At 74.6% G+C, this 15,596-nt stretch carries 14 protein-coding genes and 1 riboswitch; of the genes, 10 read left to right on the top strand and 4 right to left on the bottom strand.

Annotated features, from left to right (window positions below):
* Nucleotides 1-2 precede the first annotated feature (2 nt).
* Nucleotides 3-88: riboswitch (ZMP/ZTP riboswitch) on the top strand.
* Nucleotides 89-116: 28 nt separating this feature from the next.
* The 6 genes from ACI789_RS13725 to ACI789_RS13700 all read left to right on the top strand — a co-directional run bounded on the left by ACI789_RS13725 (nucleotide 117) and on the right by ACI789_RS13700 (nucleotide 7,119).
* A complete protein-coding gene (locus tag ACI789_RS13725; RefSeq protein WP_457009852.1) occupies nucleotides 117-1,571 on the top strand; it encodes a glycine hydroxymethyltransferase in 1,455 nt (484 codons plus the stop codon).
* Nucleotides 1,572-1,758: 187 nt separating this feature from the next.
* On the top strand, nucleotides 1,759-3,759 hold the full coding sequence (gene pknB, locus ACI789_RS13720; RefSeq protein ID WP_457009850.1) for a Stk1 family PASTA domain-containing Ser/Thr kinase: 2,001 nt from the start codon (nucleotides 1,759-1,761) through the stop codon (nucleotides 3,757-3,759).
* 29 nt (nucleotides 3,760-3,788) lie between these two features.
* Nucleotides 3,789-4,706: a deoxyribonuclease IV gene (locus ACI789_RS13715; protein ID WP_457009848.1), complete on the top strand. Its 918-nt coding sequence runs from the start codon at nucleotides 3,789-3,791 to the stop codon at nucleotides 4,704-4,706.
* Between the two features lie 214 nt (nucleotides 4,707-4,920).
* Nucleotides 4,921-5,118, top strand: coding sequence for a (2Fe-2S)-binding protein (locus tag ACI789_RS13710; protein WP_457009846.1), 198 nt, complete (start codon nucleotides 4,921-4,923; stop codon nucleotides 5,116-5,118).
* A 94-nt stretch (nucleotides 5,119-5,212) separates the two neighbouring features.
* The gene (bfr, locus tag ACI789_RS13705; RefSeq protein WP_456921069.1) at nucleotides 5,213-5,707 is read left to right on the top strand and encodes a bacterioferritin; all 495 of its coding nucleotides are present in this window, start codon (nucleotides 5,213-5,215) and stop codon (nucleotides 5,705-5,707) included.
* A 260-nt stretch (nucleotides 5,708-5,967) separates the two neighbouring features.
* Entirely contained in the window at nucleotides 5,968-7,119 is a 1,152-nt protein-coding gene (locus tag ACI789_RS13700; protein WP_457009844.1) for a S8 family peptidase, read from the top strand.
* A gap of 48 nt (nucleotides 7,120-7,167) precedes the next feature.
* Here the strand turns inward: ACI789_RS13700 and ACI789_RS13695 are convergent, their stop codons facing one another.
* From ACI789_RS13695 to ACI789_RS13685, 3 genes are all read right to left on the bottom strand, one after another.
* Nucleotides 7,168-8,178 carry a threonine aldolase family protein gene (locus ACI789_RS13695; RefSeq protein WP_457009842.1) on the bottom strand — a complete coding sequence of 337 codons (1,011 nt, stop codon included), beginning with the start codon at nucleotides 8,176-8,178 and terminating at the stop codon, nucleotides 7,168-7,170.
* A 57-nt stretch (nucleotides 8,179-8,235) separates the two neighbouring features.
* Nucleotides 8,236-9,573 (bottom strand): class II 3-deoxy-7-phosphoheptulonate synthase, encoded by a 1,338-nt coding sequence (locus ACI789_RS13690; protein WP_457009840.1) that lies wholly within the window; start codon nucleotides 9,571-9,573, stop codon nucleotides 8,236-8,238.
* Nucleotides 9,574-9,675: 102 nt separating this feature from the next.
* The gene (locus ACI789_RS13685; protein WP_456921073.1) at nucleotides 9,676-10,698 is read right to left on the bottom strand and encodes a 6-phosphofructokinase; all 1,023 of its coding nucleotides are present in this window, start codon (nucleotides 10,696-10,698) and stop codon (nucleotides 9,676-9,678) included.
* A 79-nt stretch (nucleotides 10,699-10,777) separates the two neighbouring features.
* Here ACI789_RS13685 and ACI789_RS13680 point away from each other — a divergent pair, with 79 nt between their 5' ends.
* Both ACI789_RS13680 and ACI789_RS13675 read left to right on the top strand, forming a co-directional pair.
* On the top strand, nucleotides 10,778-11,665 hold the full coding sequence (locus ACI789_RS13680; protein ID WP_457009838.1) for an NmrA family NAD(P)-binding protein: 888 nt from the start codon (nucleotides 10,778-10,780) through the stop codon (nucleotides 11,663-11,665).
* A gap of 208 nt (nucleotides 11,666-11,873) precedes the next feature.
* The gene (locus tag ACI789_RS13675; RefSeq protein ID WP_457009836.1) at nucleotides 11,874-13,082 is read left to right on the top strand and encodes a cytochrome P450 family protein; all 1,209 of its coding nucleotides are present in this window, start codon (nucleotides 11,874-11,876) and stop codon (nucleotides 13,080-13,082) included.
* Here ACI789_RS13675 and ACI789_RS13670 read toward each other — a convergent pair whose 3' ends face one another.
* Nucleotides 13,083-13,562 (bottom strand): polyadenylate-specific 3'-exoribonuclease AS, encoded by a 480-nt coding sequence (locus ACI789_RS13670; protein ID WP_456921076.1) that lies wholly within the window; start codon nucleotides 13,560-13,562, stop codon nucleotides 13,083-13,085. It abuts the gene before it with no gap.
* 36 nt (nucleotides 13,563-13,598) lie between these two features.
* On the opposite strand from ACI789_RS13670, the gene glpK reads away from it, so the two are divergent.
* A complete protein-coding gene (gene glpK, locus ACI789_RS13665) occupies nucleotides 13,599-15,074 on the top strand; it encodes a glycerol kinase GlpK (RefSeq protein ID WP_457009833.1) in 1,476 nt (491 codons plus the stop codon).
* Between the two features lie 73 nt (nucleotides 15,075-15,147).
* Complete coding sequence (locus ACI789_RS13660) at nucleotides 15,148-15,456, top strand: DUF6221 family protein (protein ID WP_457009831.1); 309 nt, start codon at nucleotides 15,148-15,150, stop codon at nucleotides 15,454-15,456.
* Nucleotides 15,457-15,596: the final 140 nt, after the last annotated feature.

Here is a 15,596-nt window from a genome sequence, read left to right as displayed (position 1 = left end):
CGCCGTGGGGCCGTGACTGGCGCATCGAGGTGGGACCGACCACCGGGGAGCGGCCTGCACCACCCCGCCGGGCGCCTGGGCACCTCCTGACTCGACACCCGCGCTGGAGCGCCTCCATGACCGACGCGACCGCCCCCTTCGACGCCGCCACCGCCTCGGCGGCCTACCGCAGCGCCCTGCAGGTCATCGGGGCCGTCGAGCCCCGCGTGGCCGACGCGATCGGCGCCGAGCTCGCCGACCAGCGGGCCTCGCTGAAGCTGATCGCCAGCGAGAACTACGCCAGCCCCGCCGTCCTGCTGACGATGGGCAACTGGTTCAGCGACAAGTACGCCGAGGGCACCGTCGGGCACCGCTTCTACGCCGGCTGCCAGAACGTCGACACCGTCGAGGCGCTGGCCGCCGAGCACGCCCGCGAGCTGTTCGGCGCGCCGCACGCCTACGTCCAGCCGCACTCGGGCATCGACGCCAACCTGGTCGCGTTCTGGGCGGTGCTGGCCACCCGGATCGAGGCCCCGGCGCTGGAGAAGGCCGGCGTCCGGCACGTCAACGAGCTGACCGACAGCGACTGGACCGAGCTGCGCCACGCGCTCGGCGACCAGCGGATGCTGGGCATGTCCCTCGACGCCGGCGGCCACCTCACCCACGGCTTCCGCCCGAACATCAGCGGCAAGATGTTCGAGCAGTCCTCCTACGGCACCGACCCGCAGACCGGGCTGCTCGACTACGCCGCCGTCCGCGAGCGGGCGCGGGAGTTCCGCCCGCTGATCCTCATGGCCGGGTACTCCGCCTACCCGCGCCGGGTCGACTTCGCGACGATGCGCGAGATCGCCGACGAGGTCGGCGCCACCCTCGTCGTGGACATGGCGCACTTCGCCGGCCTGGTCGCCGGCGGGGTGTTCACCGGCGACTTCGACCCGGTGCCGCACGCGCACGTGGTCACCACCACCACGCACAAGTCGTTGCGCGGCCCCCGCGGCGGCATGGTGCTGGCCCAGCCGGAGTACGCCGACGCCGTCGACCGCGGCTGCCCGATGGTGCTCGGCGGCCCGCTGCCGCACGTCATGGCCGCCAAGGCCGTCGCCCTCGCCGAGGCCCGCCGTCCGGAGTTCGCCGGCTACGCCCAGGCGGTCGCCGACAACGCGCAGTCCCTCGCCGAGGGCCTGACCCGCCGCGGGGCGCGCCTGGTGACCGGCGGCACCGACAACCACCTGGTGCTCGTCGACGTCTCCGGCTTCGGCCTGACCGGGCGGCAGGCGGAGTCCGCGCTGCTGGACGCCGGCATCGTGACCAACCGCAACGCGATCCCGGCCGACCCCAACGGCGCCTGGTACACCTCCGGCATCCGGCTGGGCACCCCGGCGCTGACCTCCCGCGGGTTCGGCGCGGCCGAGTTCGACCGCACCGCCGAGCTCATCGTGGACGTCCTGTCGGGCACCTCGCCCACGGCCACCCGCGACGGGTCGCCGTCCAAGGCCAAGTACGCCACCACCGAGGGCCTGGCCGACCGCACCCGCGACGCCGCCGCCGAGCTGCTCGACCGGCACCCGCTCTACCCCGGCCTCGACCTGTAGGAGGACCCCGTCCTCCTCACCGCTCGCAGGCTCGCGGTGAGCCTCTGGACGGGGCCACCCGATCACCCCCGGCCCGTTGACCTCGTCCGACGGGCCGGGCGTGGTGGGTGTGACGGGTGAACCGCCACACCGGTCGCGCCCGCGTGTGGGAGCGGCGAACAGCTCCGTCACTCCTACACTCGACCAGGTGGACACCGCCGTGACCGACCCCGTGGTCGGCCTCGTACTGGAGGGGCGCTACCACCTCCAGGAGCGGCTGGCCCGCGGCGGCATGTCCACCGTCTACGCCGCGCAGGACCTGCGGCTACACCGCACCGTCGCGGTCAAGGTCATGGCCGAGCACCTGGCCGGAGACCCCACCTTCGTCGACCGGTTCACCCGCGAGGCGCGGGCCGCGGCGATGCTCAGCCACCCCAACGTCGTCTCGGTCAGCGACCAGGGCAGCGACCAGGGCCTGGTGTTCCTCGTCATGGAGCTGGTCCGCGGCCGCACGCTGCGCGACCTGCTGCAGGCCCGCGGTCGGCTCACCATCGGCGAGGCCTTCGCCGTCCTGGAGCCGGTGCTGTCCGGGCTGACCGCCGCGCACCGCGCCGGCATCGTGCACCGCGACATCAAGCCGGAGAACGTCCTCATCGGCACCGACGGCGTGGTCAAGGTGGCCGACTTCGGCCTCGCCCGCGCCCTGACCGGCACCGGGCAGACCAGCCACACCGGCGGCGTGCTCATCGGCACGGTCGCCTACCTCTCCCCCGAGCAGCTCGAGCGCGGCAAGGCCGACGCGCGCAGCGACGTCTACGCCGCCGGGGTCGTGCTGTTCGAGATGCTCACCGGCCACCCGCCCTACGGCGGCGACACCCCGCTGGCGGTGGCCTACCAGCACGTGCACCACGACATGCCCACGCCCTCGGACGAGGTCCCCGGCATCCCGTGGGAGGTCGACGACCTCGTCGCCCGCACCACCCGCCGCGACCCCGTCCTGCGGCCGCTGGACGCCGGCGCGTTCCTCGCCGACCTCGAGGACGTGCGCCGCGACCTCGGCATCGAGCGGGTGCCGGTGCCCACCGGCCGCAGCACCGCCGGGCCCGGCACGCTGCGCCCCACGAACCGGCCCACCCGGCCGCGGCACCCCAGCGAGCCGGGTGACCCCGACGACCCGCGCACCGAGGTGCTCGGCGTGAACGGCACCCGGCCCGGCCGCGGCGGCCGCACCTCGATGCTGCCGGGCATGGGCGCCGGCCCGACCACCGACGTCGGCGGGCGCCGGCCCGGGCTCCAGCGCACCCGTCCCGGCGTGCCGCAGCACATCCGCCGCCGCCGGGCCCGGTTCGCCGTCGCGCTGGTGTTCCTGCTCGCGGTGACCATCGGCGCGGTCGGCTGGTGGATGGGCTCCGGCCGCTGGACGACGGTGCCGACGCTGGTCGGCAAGGAGCAGGCGGCCGCCATCGACCTGCTGCAGCAGGCGGGGCTGGACCCCGCCTGCTGCGAGGAGCAGTTCAGCGAGGACGTCCCCGAGGGCGTGGTGATCTCGGCCGACCCCGACGGCGGGGAGGCGATCCGCGGCACCGACGTGTCCCTCGTCGTGTCCAAGGGCCCGGAGCGCTTCGAGGTCGACCCGGCGATGGTCGGCCGGCCGCTGGACGAGGTCCAGGCCGAGATCGAGGAGTCCATCCCGGTCGAGGTCGACGTCGTCCAGGACTACGACAACGACATCCCGGTCGGCTCCGTCACCGGCTTCGACCCCGAGATCGGCACCGAGCTCAAGCGCGGCCAGCAGCTCACCGTCTACGTCAGCCGCGGCCACGAGCCGGTGACGGTGCCCGCCGTGGTGGGTCTCTCCCCCGAGGAGGCGACGGCCAACCTCGAGGGCCTCGGCTTCACCGTCAAGCGGTCCGAGGGGCGCAGCGCCGACGTCGACCCCGGCGAGGTCATGGCCGTCGACCCGGCCAGCGGCCAGCAGGCGCCCTACGAGAGCACCGTGACCATCCAGGTCTCGGTGGGCCTGCCGCAGGTGACCGTGCCCGACGTCGTTGGCAAGAGCGAGCAGGAGGCCGGCGCCCTCCTGGAGGCCGCGGGGCTGCAGGTGAAGGTCAGCCAGTTCTTCGGCGACCGGGTGCTGCGGCAGAGCCCCCAGGCCGGTGAGGTCGTCGACCTGGGGACCTCGGTGACCATCCTGGTGACCTTCGGATAGGACTGAGAACACTGCGTACACCTGCGGGTGTGCCGCCGATCGGTGCGCACATCCAGATCAAGGGCGGCCTGGCCAAGGGCGGCCTGGCCTACACCGACGACGTCGCCGCGCGGGCCGTGCAGGTCTTCGTCGGCAACCCCCGCGGCTGGAAGCTCACCCCGGGCGACTCGAGGCAGGACGCGCTGTTCACCGCCGGCTGCGCCGAGCGCGGCGTCCCCTCGTTCATCCACACCCCGTTCCTGGTCAACGTCGGCTCCCCCACCGAGGCCACCGTGGAGCAGTCGATCGCCACCATCGCCCACAACCTGGCTCGCGGTGCCCAGCTCGGCTGCCAGGGCGTGGTGGTGCACGCCGGCTCCGCCGTCGGCGAGGACCGCTACGAGGACGCGCTGCGCCAGCTGCACGAGCGGCTGCTGCCGGTCCTGGAGGCGGCGCCGGACGACGGCCCGCGGCTGCTGGTGGAGCCGACGGCCGGCGGTGGCAAGTCCCTCGCCGCGACCGTCGAGGACCTCGGCCCGTACCTCGCGGCGCTGGAGCACCACCCGCTGGTCGGCGTCTGCTTCGACACCTGCCACGCCTGGGCGGCCGGTCACGACCTCGCCGCTCCGGGCGGGATGACCGCCACGCTCGACGCGCTGGAGGCCACCGTGGGCCCCGGCCGGCTGGGGCTGGTGCACGCCAACGACTCCCTCGACGAGTGCGGCTCCAAGCGCGACCGGCACACCACCATCGGCGCGGGCACCATCGGCGGCGGCGCGTACGGCACCGGCCCGTTCGCCGAGCTGCTCACCCACCCGTCGATGGCCAGCGTCCCGGTCGTCGTCGAGACGCCCAGCGAGAAGGACGGCGTCCCGTGGGCCGGGCACGCGGCCGACATCGCGCTGCTCAACGACCTCGCGGTCCTGCGGACCGCACCGCGGCCAGGTGCCGTTCCCCTGGCGAGCTGAGCCGCTGCGTCGCGCCTGCGCGGTCACCTCCGGGGCCCACTCGGCGCGACAGGACAGGCCCTCGGACCCCGCCTGGAGCCCGACCGCGACGGATGTCGTGGTGATCGCGCACACTCCCGGCCACGCAGCTTGGGCACATCGACCCTTGGCCGTCCGTTAAGGGTGAGCTAACTTAGGGGTGCCTTTCCTTCCTCTGCCCCCGGGAGTGCTGCGCGTGTTCGTCTGCATCTGCTTCGCCGTGAGCGAGGCCCGGCTCGCCGACGTCATCGCCGACGGCGCCCGCACCGAAGAGGAGGTCGGCGACGCCTGCGCGGCCGGCACCGGCTGCGGCAGCTGCCTGGACCGCATCTGCGACCGCCTGCGCGTCGCCGACCCGCTGCACGGCCTCGAGCTGCGGGAGCCCGCCGCCTGAGGACAGGCTGCCCATGCTGAGGCAGACCTGAGTCGTGCCTGGTCAGCGCACCCCCGATAGCCTCGGCCGCAGTCGAGCCGAGGAGGAGCGCGCCATGCAGGGTGACGCACGGGTCATCGAGTACCTGAACGAGCAGCTGACCAGCGAGCTGACCGCCATCAACCAGTACTTCCTGCACGCCAAGATGCAGGCCAACTGGGGCTACAACAAGCTCGCCAAGCACACCCGCGACGAGTCCATCGAGGAGATGCACCACGCGGAGTGGCTCACCGACCGCATCCTCTTCCTCGAGGGCCTGCCCAACTACCAGAAGCTCCTGCCGCTGCGGATCGGGCAGACCGTCCGCGAGCAGTTCGAGTCCGACATGGCCATCGAGGTCGAGGTCCTGGCCCGGCTGCGCGAGGCGATCCCCTACTGCGAGTCGGTCGGCGACCGGGTCAGCAAGAACCTCTTCGAGAAGATCCTCGAGGACGAGGAGCACCACATCGACTACCTCGAGACCCAGCTGCACCTGCTCGACACCCTCGGCGAGCAGCTGTACCTGGCCGGTCAGATCGAGCACCCGACGCCCGGCGACCACGCCGAGTAGCCGCCGCACCCTGCGATCCGGGCCCGCACCCCTGCCGGGGTGCGGGCCCGTTCGCTGCGCCCGGGGCCGGCGAGAGAACAAAACGCATCCGCGCGGTGACTGGAAGTGATCTCTCTCGCAGGGTTTGCTGCGCACGGTCCGGCCGTCGGGACGGGCCCCGTCCGACCCCTGGAGAGAACACCGTGCACACCCGTCGCTCCATGGCCGCCGCGGCCCTCGCCGTACTGGCCACTGCGGGACTCGGCGCCACCGCCGGACCCGTGTCCGCCGCCCCGGGCTCCCCGCTGGCCTCCTACGTCGTCACGGTCGACCCCGACCGCTCACCGGCAGGCCTGGCCCAGCGGGCGCGAGGGCTGGGCGGCGAGGTCAGCCACGTCTACACCGCGGCGCTCAACGGCTTCGCGGTCCGCCTGCCCGTCGCGGCGGCGGCTCAGCTGTCCCGCCTGGCCGGCGTGCTCGACGTCGAGCCCGACCAGGTGGTGCAGGCCCGGCCGACCAAGTCCAGCTCCCCGTCACCGAGCGCGCCGCCCTGGGGTCTGGACCGCATCGACCAGCGCGCCCTCCCGTTGAGCGAGACGTACCGCTCGGCGCACACCGGTGCGGGCGTCACCGCGTACGTCATCGACACCGGCATCCGGTACGACCACGAGGACCTGAGGGACCGGCTCGTGCCCGGCTACGACGCCGTGGACGGCGGCACGGCGGAGGACTGCAACGGCCACGGCACCCACGTCGCCGGCACCATCGGCGGGACGAAGAAGGGGGTAGCGGCTGGGGTCACGCTGGTCCCGGTCCGGGTCCTCGACTGCTCCGGCAGCGGGGCCTACTCCGACGTCCTCGCCGGGATCGACTGGGTGACCGCGCAGCACGAGACGGCTGTGGAGGAGGTCGCCGCGGGCCTCCGACCGTCGTCGGACGCCGTGGCCAACCTGAGCCTCGGCGGCCCGGTCAGCGACGCGCTCGACCAGGCGGTGGCGAACGCGATCGACGCCGGCATCACGGTCGCCGTCGCGGCCGGCAACGGCAACCAGGCGGGCAGGCCTCAGGACGCCTGCACCACCTCACCCGCACGGGTGCGCGCGGCCCTCACCGTGGCCGCCTCCGACTCCACCGACACCTCGGCGTCGTTCAGCAACTACGGGACGTGCGTCGACCTGTACGCACCCGGGGTGGGGGTCACCAGCGACTGGTACACCGGCTCGTCGGCCACCAGCACGATCAGCGGCACCTCCATGGCGGCGCCGCACGTCGCCGGCGTGGCCGCGCTCTACCTCCAGGAGCACCCGGGTGCCGGCCCGGCGGTCGTCGCCGCCGCGATCGCCGCCGACGCCACGACGGGAGTCGTCAAGCGGACGCTCACCGGCACCCCGAACCGCTTGCTCTTCACGGCCCCGGCCACGACCGCGGGCTGACGTCGCGCACGAGGGCCCGGCCTCCCAGGGGGCCGGGCCCTCGTCGTCTCAGCGGTCGAGGAGGCCGGCGAGGACGTCGGCGGCGCGCTCGATGCCGGCGCGGTCGACGTCGAGGTGGGTGACCAGCCGGATCCGGCGGGGACTCACCTGGGAGACCAGCACGCCCTGCGCCTTGGCCGCCTCGGCGATCACCGGCGCGGGGACGTCGTCGAGCACCACCATGTTGGTGGCGATGGTCGCCGGGTCCACGCCGAGCCGCTTGGCCAGCAGCCGGGCGTGCTCGTGGTCCTCGGCCAGCCGCGGCAGGTGGTGGTCGAGGGCGTGGGTGCAGGCGGCCGCGAGCACGCCGACCTGGCGCATGCCGCCCCCGAGCCGCTTGCGCCACAGCCGCGCGGCGGCGATCCGCTCTGACGAGGCGACGAGCACGGAGCCGACCGGCGTCCCGAGGCCCTTGGAGAAGCAGACCGACGCCGTGTCGGCCAGGCGGCCGTAGGTGGCGAGGTCCACGCCCGAGGCGACGTGCGCGTTCCAGATCCGGGCGCCGTCGAGGTGCACCGCGACGCCGGCCTCGCGCGACCAGTCCCACAGCCGCTGCAGCTGCTCCAGGGGCTGCACCAGCCCGCCGCCGCGGTTGTGGGTGTTCTCGACGGCGACCGCAGCGGTGGCGGTCAGGTGCCAGTCACCGCGCGGGCGGACCTGGGCGATGAGCGCGTCCGCGTCCAGCCGGCCGCCGGCGGAGACGACCGTCCGGGTCGAGATGCCGAACACCGCGGCCGCGGCACCCATCTCGTAGGTGACCACGTGCGCGTCGGCGTCGCAGAGCACCTCCTGGCCGGGCTCGCAGACCAGCCGCATGCCGATCTGGTTGCCCATCGTCCCCGAGGGCACGAACAGCGCCGCCTCGTGGCCGAACAGCTCCGCCGTGCGCTCCTCGAGGGCGCGGACCGTCGGGTCCTCCGCGTAGACGTCGTCCCCGACTTCTGCCTCGGCCATGGCCCGGCGCATGCCGGGCGTCGGCCTCGTGACCGTGTCCGAGCGGAGGTCCACCAGATCGGTCACTTCGGCTCCGTCCAGAGGCTCGTCCCGAGCTTGCGAGGGATGAGGAGGACGGGGTCCTCACCCACGCAGCATCTCCGCGACGAGGAAGGCCAGCTCCAGCGACTGGCCGGTGTTCAGCCGCGGGTCGCACGCGGTCTCGTACCGGCTGTTGAGGTCCTCGTCGCTGATCTCCATCGCGCCGCCGAGGCACTCGGTGACGTCCTCACCGGTGAGCTCGACGTGGATGCCGCCGGGCCAGGTGCCCAGCGCCCGGTGGACGTCGAAGAAGCCGAGGACCTCGTCGACGATCCGGTCGAAGTGCCGGGTCTTGTACCCGGTCGAGGACTCGTGGGTGTTGCCGTGCATCGGGTCGCACTGCCAGACGACCTGGTGGCCGCCGGCGGTGACCTTCTCGACGATCGGCGGCAGGACGTCGCGGATCTTGCCGTTGCCCATCCGGCTGATGAGGGTGAGCCGGCCCGGGACGCGGTCCGGGTCGAGGCGCTCGACCAGCTCGGTGGCCTGCTCCGGCGTCGTCGTCGGGCCGATCTTGACGCCGATCGGGTTGGCGATGCGGGAGAAGAACTCCACGTGCGCGCCGTCGAGCTGGCGGGTGCGCTCGCCGATCCAGACGAAGTGCGCCGAGGAGGCGTAGGCCCGGCCGTCGTGCACGCGCAGCAGCGCCCGCTCGTAGTCGAGGACCAGCGCCTCGTGGCTGTTGTACAGCTCGACGCCGCGCAGGGCGGCGTCGTCGACCCCGCAGGCCTTCATGAACGCCAGCGCCCGGTCGATCTCGCGGGCGATGACCTCGTAGCGGACCCCCGCCGGGGAGTTGGCGACGAAGTCCTTGTTCCACTCGTGCACGCGGTGCAGGTCGGCCAGCCCGCCGCGGGCGTAGGCGCGGATCATGTTCATCGCGGCCGCGGCGTTGGCGTAGGCGCGCACCAGCCGGTTCGGGTCGGGGATGCGCTTCTCGAGCACCGGCTCGAGGTCGTTGACCATGTCGCCGCGGTAGGAGGGCAGGCCCAGCGCGTCGGTGTTCGACGAGCGCGGCTTGGCGTACTGCCCGGCGACCCGGCCCACCTTCACCACCGGCACGCTGGCGCCGTAGGTGAGGACGACGGCCATCTGCAGCAGCGTCCGCGTGGTGCTCTGCAGGTGCGCGTCGGTGTTGAGGTCGAAGGTCTCCGCGCAGTCGCCGCCCTGCAGCAGGAACGCGCGGCCCTGGGCCACCTCGGCCAGCCGGGTGCGCAGCTCGTCGACCTCGCTCGGGGCGACGATCGGGGGCACCGAGGACAGGGTGGACAGCACGGTGTCCAGCGCGGCGCGGTCGGGCCACTCCGGCTGCTGGGCGGCGGGCAGTTCCCGCCACCGGTCCAGGCCGGGGACCAGTTCCGCGGGATCAGGGAGCGTCACACCTCCGAAGGGTACCGGCGACTTCGCCGCAGCCCTCCGGAGCGGCCCCCCTGCAGGGTCCCGCCGCGAGCCTGCGAGGGGCGGGGGGCAGGGGGTCCTCGATCAGCCGAAGAACACCTCCACCTCGGCGTACCGCTCCACCGGCACGAGCTTGAGCTGTGCGGTCGCCGTCGACAGCGGCACCCGCACGATGTCGGTGCCGCGCAGCGCCACCATGACGCCCGACTCGCCGTCGTGCACGGCGTCCACGGCCGCCAGCCCGAAGCGGGTGGCCAGCACCCGGTCGAACGGCGACGGCGTCCCGCCGCGCTGGACGTGCCCGAGGACGACGCAGCGGGCCTCCCGCCCGGTGCGCTGCTCGATCAGCGAGGCCAGCGCGGTGCCGATGCCGCCCAGCCGGACGTGCCCGAAGGCGTCCTTCTCCCCCGTGGCCAGCACCAGGTCGCCGCCCTTGGCCTTGGCCCCCTCGGAGACGACGACGATCGGCGAGTACCCCGAGTCGAACCGGTGCTGGCAGTGGGCGACCACGGCCTCGACGTCGAAGGGCTGCTCGGGGATGAGCACGACGGTCGCGCCGCCGGCCATGCCGGAGTGCAGCGCGATCCACCCGGCGTGCCGGCCCATGACCTCGACGACGAGGGTGCGGTGGTGGCTGTCACCGGTGGTGTGCAGCCGGTCGATCGCCTCGGTGGCCACGCCCAGCGCGGTGTCGAAGCCGAAGGTGTAGTCGGTGGAGTCCAGGTCGTTGTCGATGGTCTTCGGGACGCCGACGATGCGCAGCCCGGCCTCGGCCAGCTTGGTGGCCACGCCGAGGGTGTCCTCCCCGCCGATGGGGATGAGCGCGTCGATGCCCAGGCGCTCCAGGTTGGCCATCAGCCGGTCGGGGCCGCCCTCCAGCGCGTAAGGGTTGGTCCGGGAGGTGCCGAGGACGGTCCCGCCGCGGGGCAGGATCCCGCGCACCGCGGCGAGGTCCATGGCCACGGTGTCGGCGTCGAGCACGCCGCGCCAGCCGTCCCGGAATCCCACGACCTGGTCCCCGTGCTGGACGCCCTTGCGGACCACCGCGCGGATCACCGCGTTGAGGCCCGGGCAGTCACCGCCGCCGGTCAGGATGCCGATGCGCATGGACGACCTCCGCGGGAAGGGTTTGCGCTGCTCAGGAGTTGGTGCGGGCCATGATGCCGCACCAGGGCCGGGAACAGGCATGTCTCGGGTGATCGCTGTCACCGGGGCCACCGGGGTGCTCGGCGGGCGGGTCGCCGACCGGCTGGCCGGGCGGGACGACGTCGCGCTGCGCCTGGTCGTGCGCGACCCGGCCCGCGCGCCCGGGCTGCCCGGGGCGCAGGTCGTCGCCGCGCCCGGCGGCTACGCCGACGGGCCGGGGCTCACCGCGGCGCTCGAGGGCGTGCACACCCTCTACCTGGTGTCGGCCGCGGAGGCCGAGGACCGGCTGCGGCAGCACCTGACCGCCGTCTCGGCCGCCGCGGCCGCGGGCGTGCAGCGGATCGTCTACACCTCCTTCCTCGGCGCCTCCCCCGACGCCGTCTTCACGCTGGCCCGGCAGCACGCCGCCACCGAGGACGCGATCGCCACCGCCGGTGTGCGGGCGACGGTCCTCCGGCACGCGATGTACGCCGACTTCGTGCCGTTCTTCGCCACGCGGCAGGACGGCCGGGCGGTGGTCGCCGCGCCCGCGGGTGAGGGCCGGGCGAGCTTCGTGTCCCGCGACGACCTGGCCGACGTCGGCGCCGCGGCGCTGCTGGACGACTCCGGGGCACTGGACGGCCGCACCCTCGACGTCACCGGGTCGGCGGCGCTGTCGCTGGACGACGCCGTCGCCGTCCTCGCCGAGGTCACCGGCCTGCCCGCGGAGTACCGCCGGGAGACCGTCGAGCAGGCGTGGGCCTCGCGTCGCCCGTCGGGCCACCCCGACTGGGAGATCGAGGGCTGGGTGAGCAGCTACCTGGCGATCGCGGCCGGGGAGATGGCGCCGGTGACCGACGTCGTCGCCGAGCTCACCGGCCACCCGGCGCGGACGGTGGCCGAGCACCTGCGCGCGCACCCGGAGGACTGGGCGCACCTGCGCGGCTGAGCGGGCACCGGCCGGCCGACGCCGAGCAGGTCACGCAGATGACCGCGCGGCGGTGCCGGCGCCCCGGACCGGGGCCGAGCCGCAGCCGGACCCCGCCCGGCTCGGCTGACGAGCGGGCGCGGCGGGACGCTCCGGCCTTCTGCCCGCGGCCCTCCGGTGCCAGGCTCGGGCCGACCCACGGGGGCAGCGCAACCGGAGGACGACGGCCATGACCGTGCCCACCAGCCCACTGGCCGACCTGGCCGACCCCTTCCCCGCGCTCGCGGCGTGGCGGGAGAGCGGCCCGGTGCGGCGCGTCGACGAGCGGCTGGGCATGGCCGTGTGGGTGGTCGCCCGCTATGACGACGTCCTGGCGGCGCTGTCGGACCCCCGGCTCAGCAGCGACCCGCACGTCGCCCACGACCTCACCGAGCGGCTCCGCGGGGACTTCCTCAGCCGCAGCATGATCGGCGCGGACCCGCCCGAGCACACCCGGCTGCGCCGGCTGGTGTCCAAGGCGTTCACCGCCCGCCGGGTGGAGGGGCTGCGGCCGCGGGTCGAGCAGCTCACCGGGACGCTGCTGGACCGGATCACCCCGCGGGGCCGCGCCGAGCTGATCGGGGAGTTCGCGCTGCCCCTGCCGATCACCGTGATCGGCGAGCTGCTCGGCGTCCCCGAGGCCGACCGGGAGCGCTTCCGCGCCTGGACCGACGAGATCCTGGACCGGCCGTTCGACCCGGACACCGACATGGAGCTGGTGACGGCGGCCCGCGAGCGGATGTACGGCTACCTCGCCGACCTCGTCGACGCCAAGCGCGCCCGGCCCGCGGACGACCTGCTGACCGACCTGGTCCAGGCCACCGACGAGGGCGAGCGGCTCGACCGCCAGGAGCTGCTGGCGATGACCTTCCTGCTGCTCATCGCGGGGTACGTGACCACGGTCAACCTCATCGGCAACGGCACGCTGGCGCTGCTGCGCTCCCCGGACCAGCTCGACCTGCTGCGCGCCGACCCGTCCCGGGTGCCGCAGGCCGTGGAGGAGGTGCTCCGGTTCGACGGTCCGGTCAACCCGGGGCTCACCCGCTACGCCCTGGAGGACCTGGAGATCGGCGGGGTGCGGATCCCGCGCGGGGAGGTGGTGCTGCTGTCGCTCGCCGCGGCCGACCGGGACCCCGCCCGCTTCCCAGACCCGGACCGCTTCGACGTCACCGCCACCCCGCCCGGGCACCTGGCGTTCGGCCACGGCGTCCACTACTGCCTGGGCGCGCCGCTGGCCCGGCTGGAGGGGCAGGTCGCGTTCACCGCGCTGCTCGAGCGGCTGCCCGACCTCGCGCTGGCCGTGCCCGAGGAGGCGCTGCAGTGGTCGGCCGGGGGCGTGCTGCGCGGCGTGCGGGCACTCCCGGTGACGTTCACCCCCACGCCGGCGCGGGCCTCCTGATCAGCGGCGGTCCATCGCCCGCCAGCGGGCCAGGTTGTACCGGGCGTCGACCAGCGCGTCGTGGGTGCCCTCGGGCCTGGGCGGCAGCGGCGGCTGCCCGAGGTCGTCCCAGCGCTGGCGCAGCTCCCGGGTGAACCGCGGGATCGGCCGCGGCAGGGCCGGCATCGGCCCCCACAGCTGGCACAGCGCGACGTGGTCGTACGCGGCGAACCAGGCCCACAGCTCGATCTCCTGCCCCGGGCCGGTGAGGAAGGCCAGCAGGTCGTCGCGGATCCGCTGCCGGCTGCGCCACGCCCGGTCCGACGGCGGGGGCAGCTGGTCGAGCACGTTGCGGCGCACCCACGGGATCGCCTTGTCCGGGTCGAACTCGGTGCTCACCGCGTAGAACTCGCGCCCGGTCTCGTCGACGACGCCGATGGACACCAGGTCGATGGTGGTCCCGTCCTCGATGAACTCGGTGTCGTAGAAGAACCGCCGCACGCACCCACCGTAGGGGCGCGCGTTAGGTTGCCGCTCATGCCGGTGTTGGCGATCGACGCGGGGACGACCGGGGTGACCGCGCTGGTCGTGGGCGAGGACGGCCACGTCCGGTCCCGCGGCTACCGCGAGTTCGCCCAGCTCTTCCCGCGCCCGGGCTGGGTCGAGCACGAGCCCGAGGACATCTGGACGGCGACGCTGGCCGCCTGCCGCGAGGCACTGGCCGGCACCGACGTCGCGCCGACCTGTGTGGGCATCACCGACCAGCGGGAGACCGCGGTCGTGTGGGACCGGCGCACCGGGCGCGCGCCGCGGCCGGCCGTCGTCTGGCAGGACCGCCGCACCAGCGGCATCTGCGACCGGCTGCGCGAGGCCGGGCACGAGCCGCGGGTCGCCGAGCTCACCGGCCTGCGGCTGGACCCCTACTTCACCGCGACCAAGTTCTGCTGGCTGGCCGCCGAGGAGCCCGGGCTGTGGGCCGGCGTCCGCGACGGCCGGCTGGTGCTGGGCACGGTGGACTCGTTCGTGGTGCACCGGCTCACCGGCGGCGCGGTGCACGTCACCGACGCGAGCAACGCCTCCCGCACGCTGCTCTACGACCTCGAGCGCGGCACCTGGTCCGACGAGCTGTGCGCCCTGTTCGACGTCCCCCGGGCCGCGCTGCCCGAGGTGGTGCCCAGCTCCGGCGTCGTCGGCACCACCGACCCCGACGCGTTCCTCGGCCTGGAGCTGCCGGTCGCGGGCATCGCCGGGGACCAGCAGGCGGCGCTGTTCGGGCAGGCCTGCTACTCCCCCGGCGACAGCAAGTGCACCTACGGCACCGGCTCGTTCGTGCTGCAGAACACCGGCTCGACGCCGGTCCGCTCGGACGCCGGCCTGCTCACCACCGTCGCGTGGGACCTCGGCGACGGGCTGGTCTACGCGCTGGAGGGGTCGATCTTCGTGACCGGCGCCGCGGTGCAGTGGCTGCGCGACGGGCTGGGCCTGATCGACTCCGCCGCCGAGATCGAGGGGCTGGCCCGCACGGTGCCCGACGCCGGCGACGTCGTCTTCGTGCCCGCCCTCACCGGGCTGGGCGCCCCGCACTGGGACCCGCACGCCCGCGGCGCCGTCCTCGGCATCACCCGCGGCACCTCCCGCGCGCACCTCGCCCGCGCCACGCTGGAGGCCATCGCCTTCCAGGTGCGCGACGTCGTCGACGTGATGGCGAGCGAGGCCGCGCTGGCGGTGCCCGAGCTGTCGGCCGACGGCGGCGCCAGCGCCAACGACCTGCTCCTGCAGCTGCAGGCCGACCAGCTCGGCGTGCCGGTGCGCCGGCCGGTGGTCACCGAGACCACCGCACTGGGGGCGGCGTTCCTGGCCGGCCTGGGCACCGGCGTGTGGGCCGGCACCGGGGAGCTCGCCGACACCTGGGCTTTGGACCGCCGCTTCGAGCCCGAGCCGGGACGGCGGGACGACGGCCGGCACGAGCGCTGGCAGACGGCCGTCGCCCGGGCCGGCGGCTGGACGACGTGACCGAGCTCGCGAGGTCACGCAGTGACGCAGCACCGTCGGTCGCGGGGCCGACGAGCGCCAGCGAGGAGGCTCCGTGACCGTGGGGACGACCGGCCGTCACCGCGACCTGCCCACCCGGGACGGCGACCTGGTGGAGTTCCTGCTCGCCCGCTTCGACGAGGACGAGGAGGCCGCCCGGTTCGTCCAGGCCAGCCCCGCGCCGACCAACCGGGCGCTGGTCGACCACGTGCTGCGCGACGCCGCCGCCAAGCGCCAGCTGGTCGAGTACTTCCGCGACCTGGAGGAGCAGGGCGCGCACGGCGACACCATGGACCACGCCCTGCGGCTGATCGGGCAGACCTACGCCGACCACCCGCACTACCGCGACGAGTGGCGCCCCTGAGCCTCGCCGTCGCGGCCCCGGTACCGCTTCCCGGGGGGGGGGGGGGGGGGGGGGGCGCGGGGGGGGGCCGGGGGGCGCTGCCGGCGGGGGGGCCGGGGCGCCCACGGCCGCGCGGCCCGCGCCCGCGGCGGCGCCGGGGG

This window comes from Geodermatophilus sp. SYSU D00965, from assembly GCF_054050075.1.
Note: the sequence above shows the minus strand (reverse complement) of the source record. Positions and strands in the feature narration are given on the sequence as shown.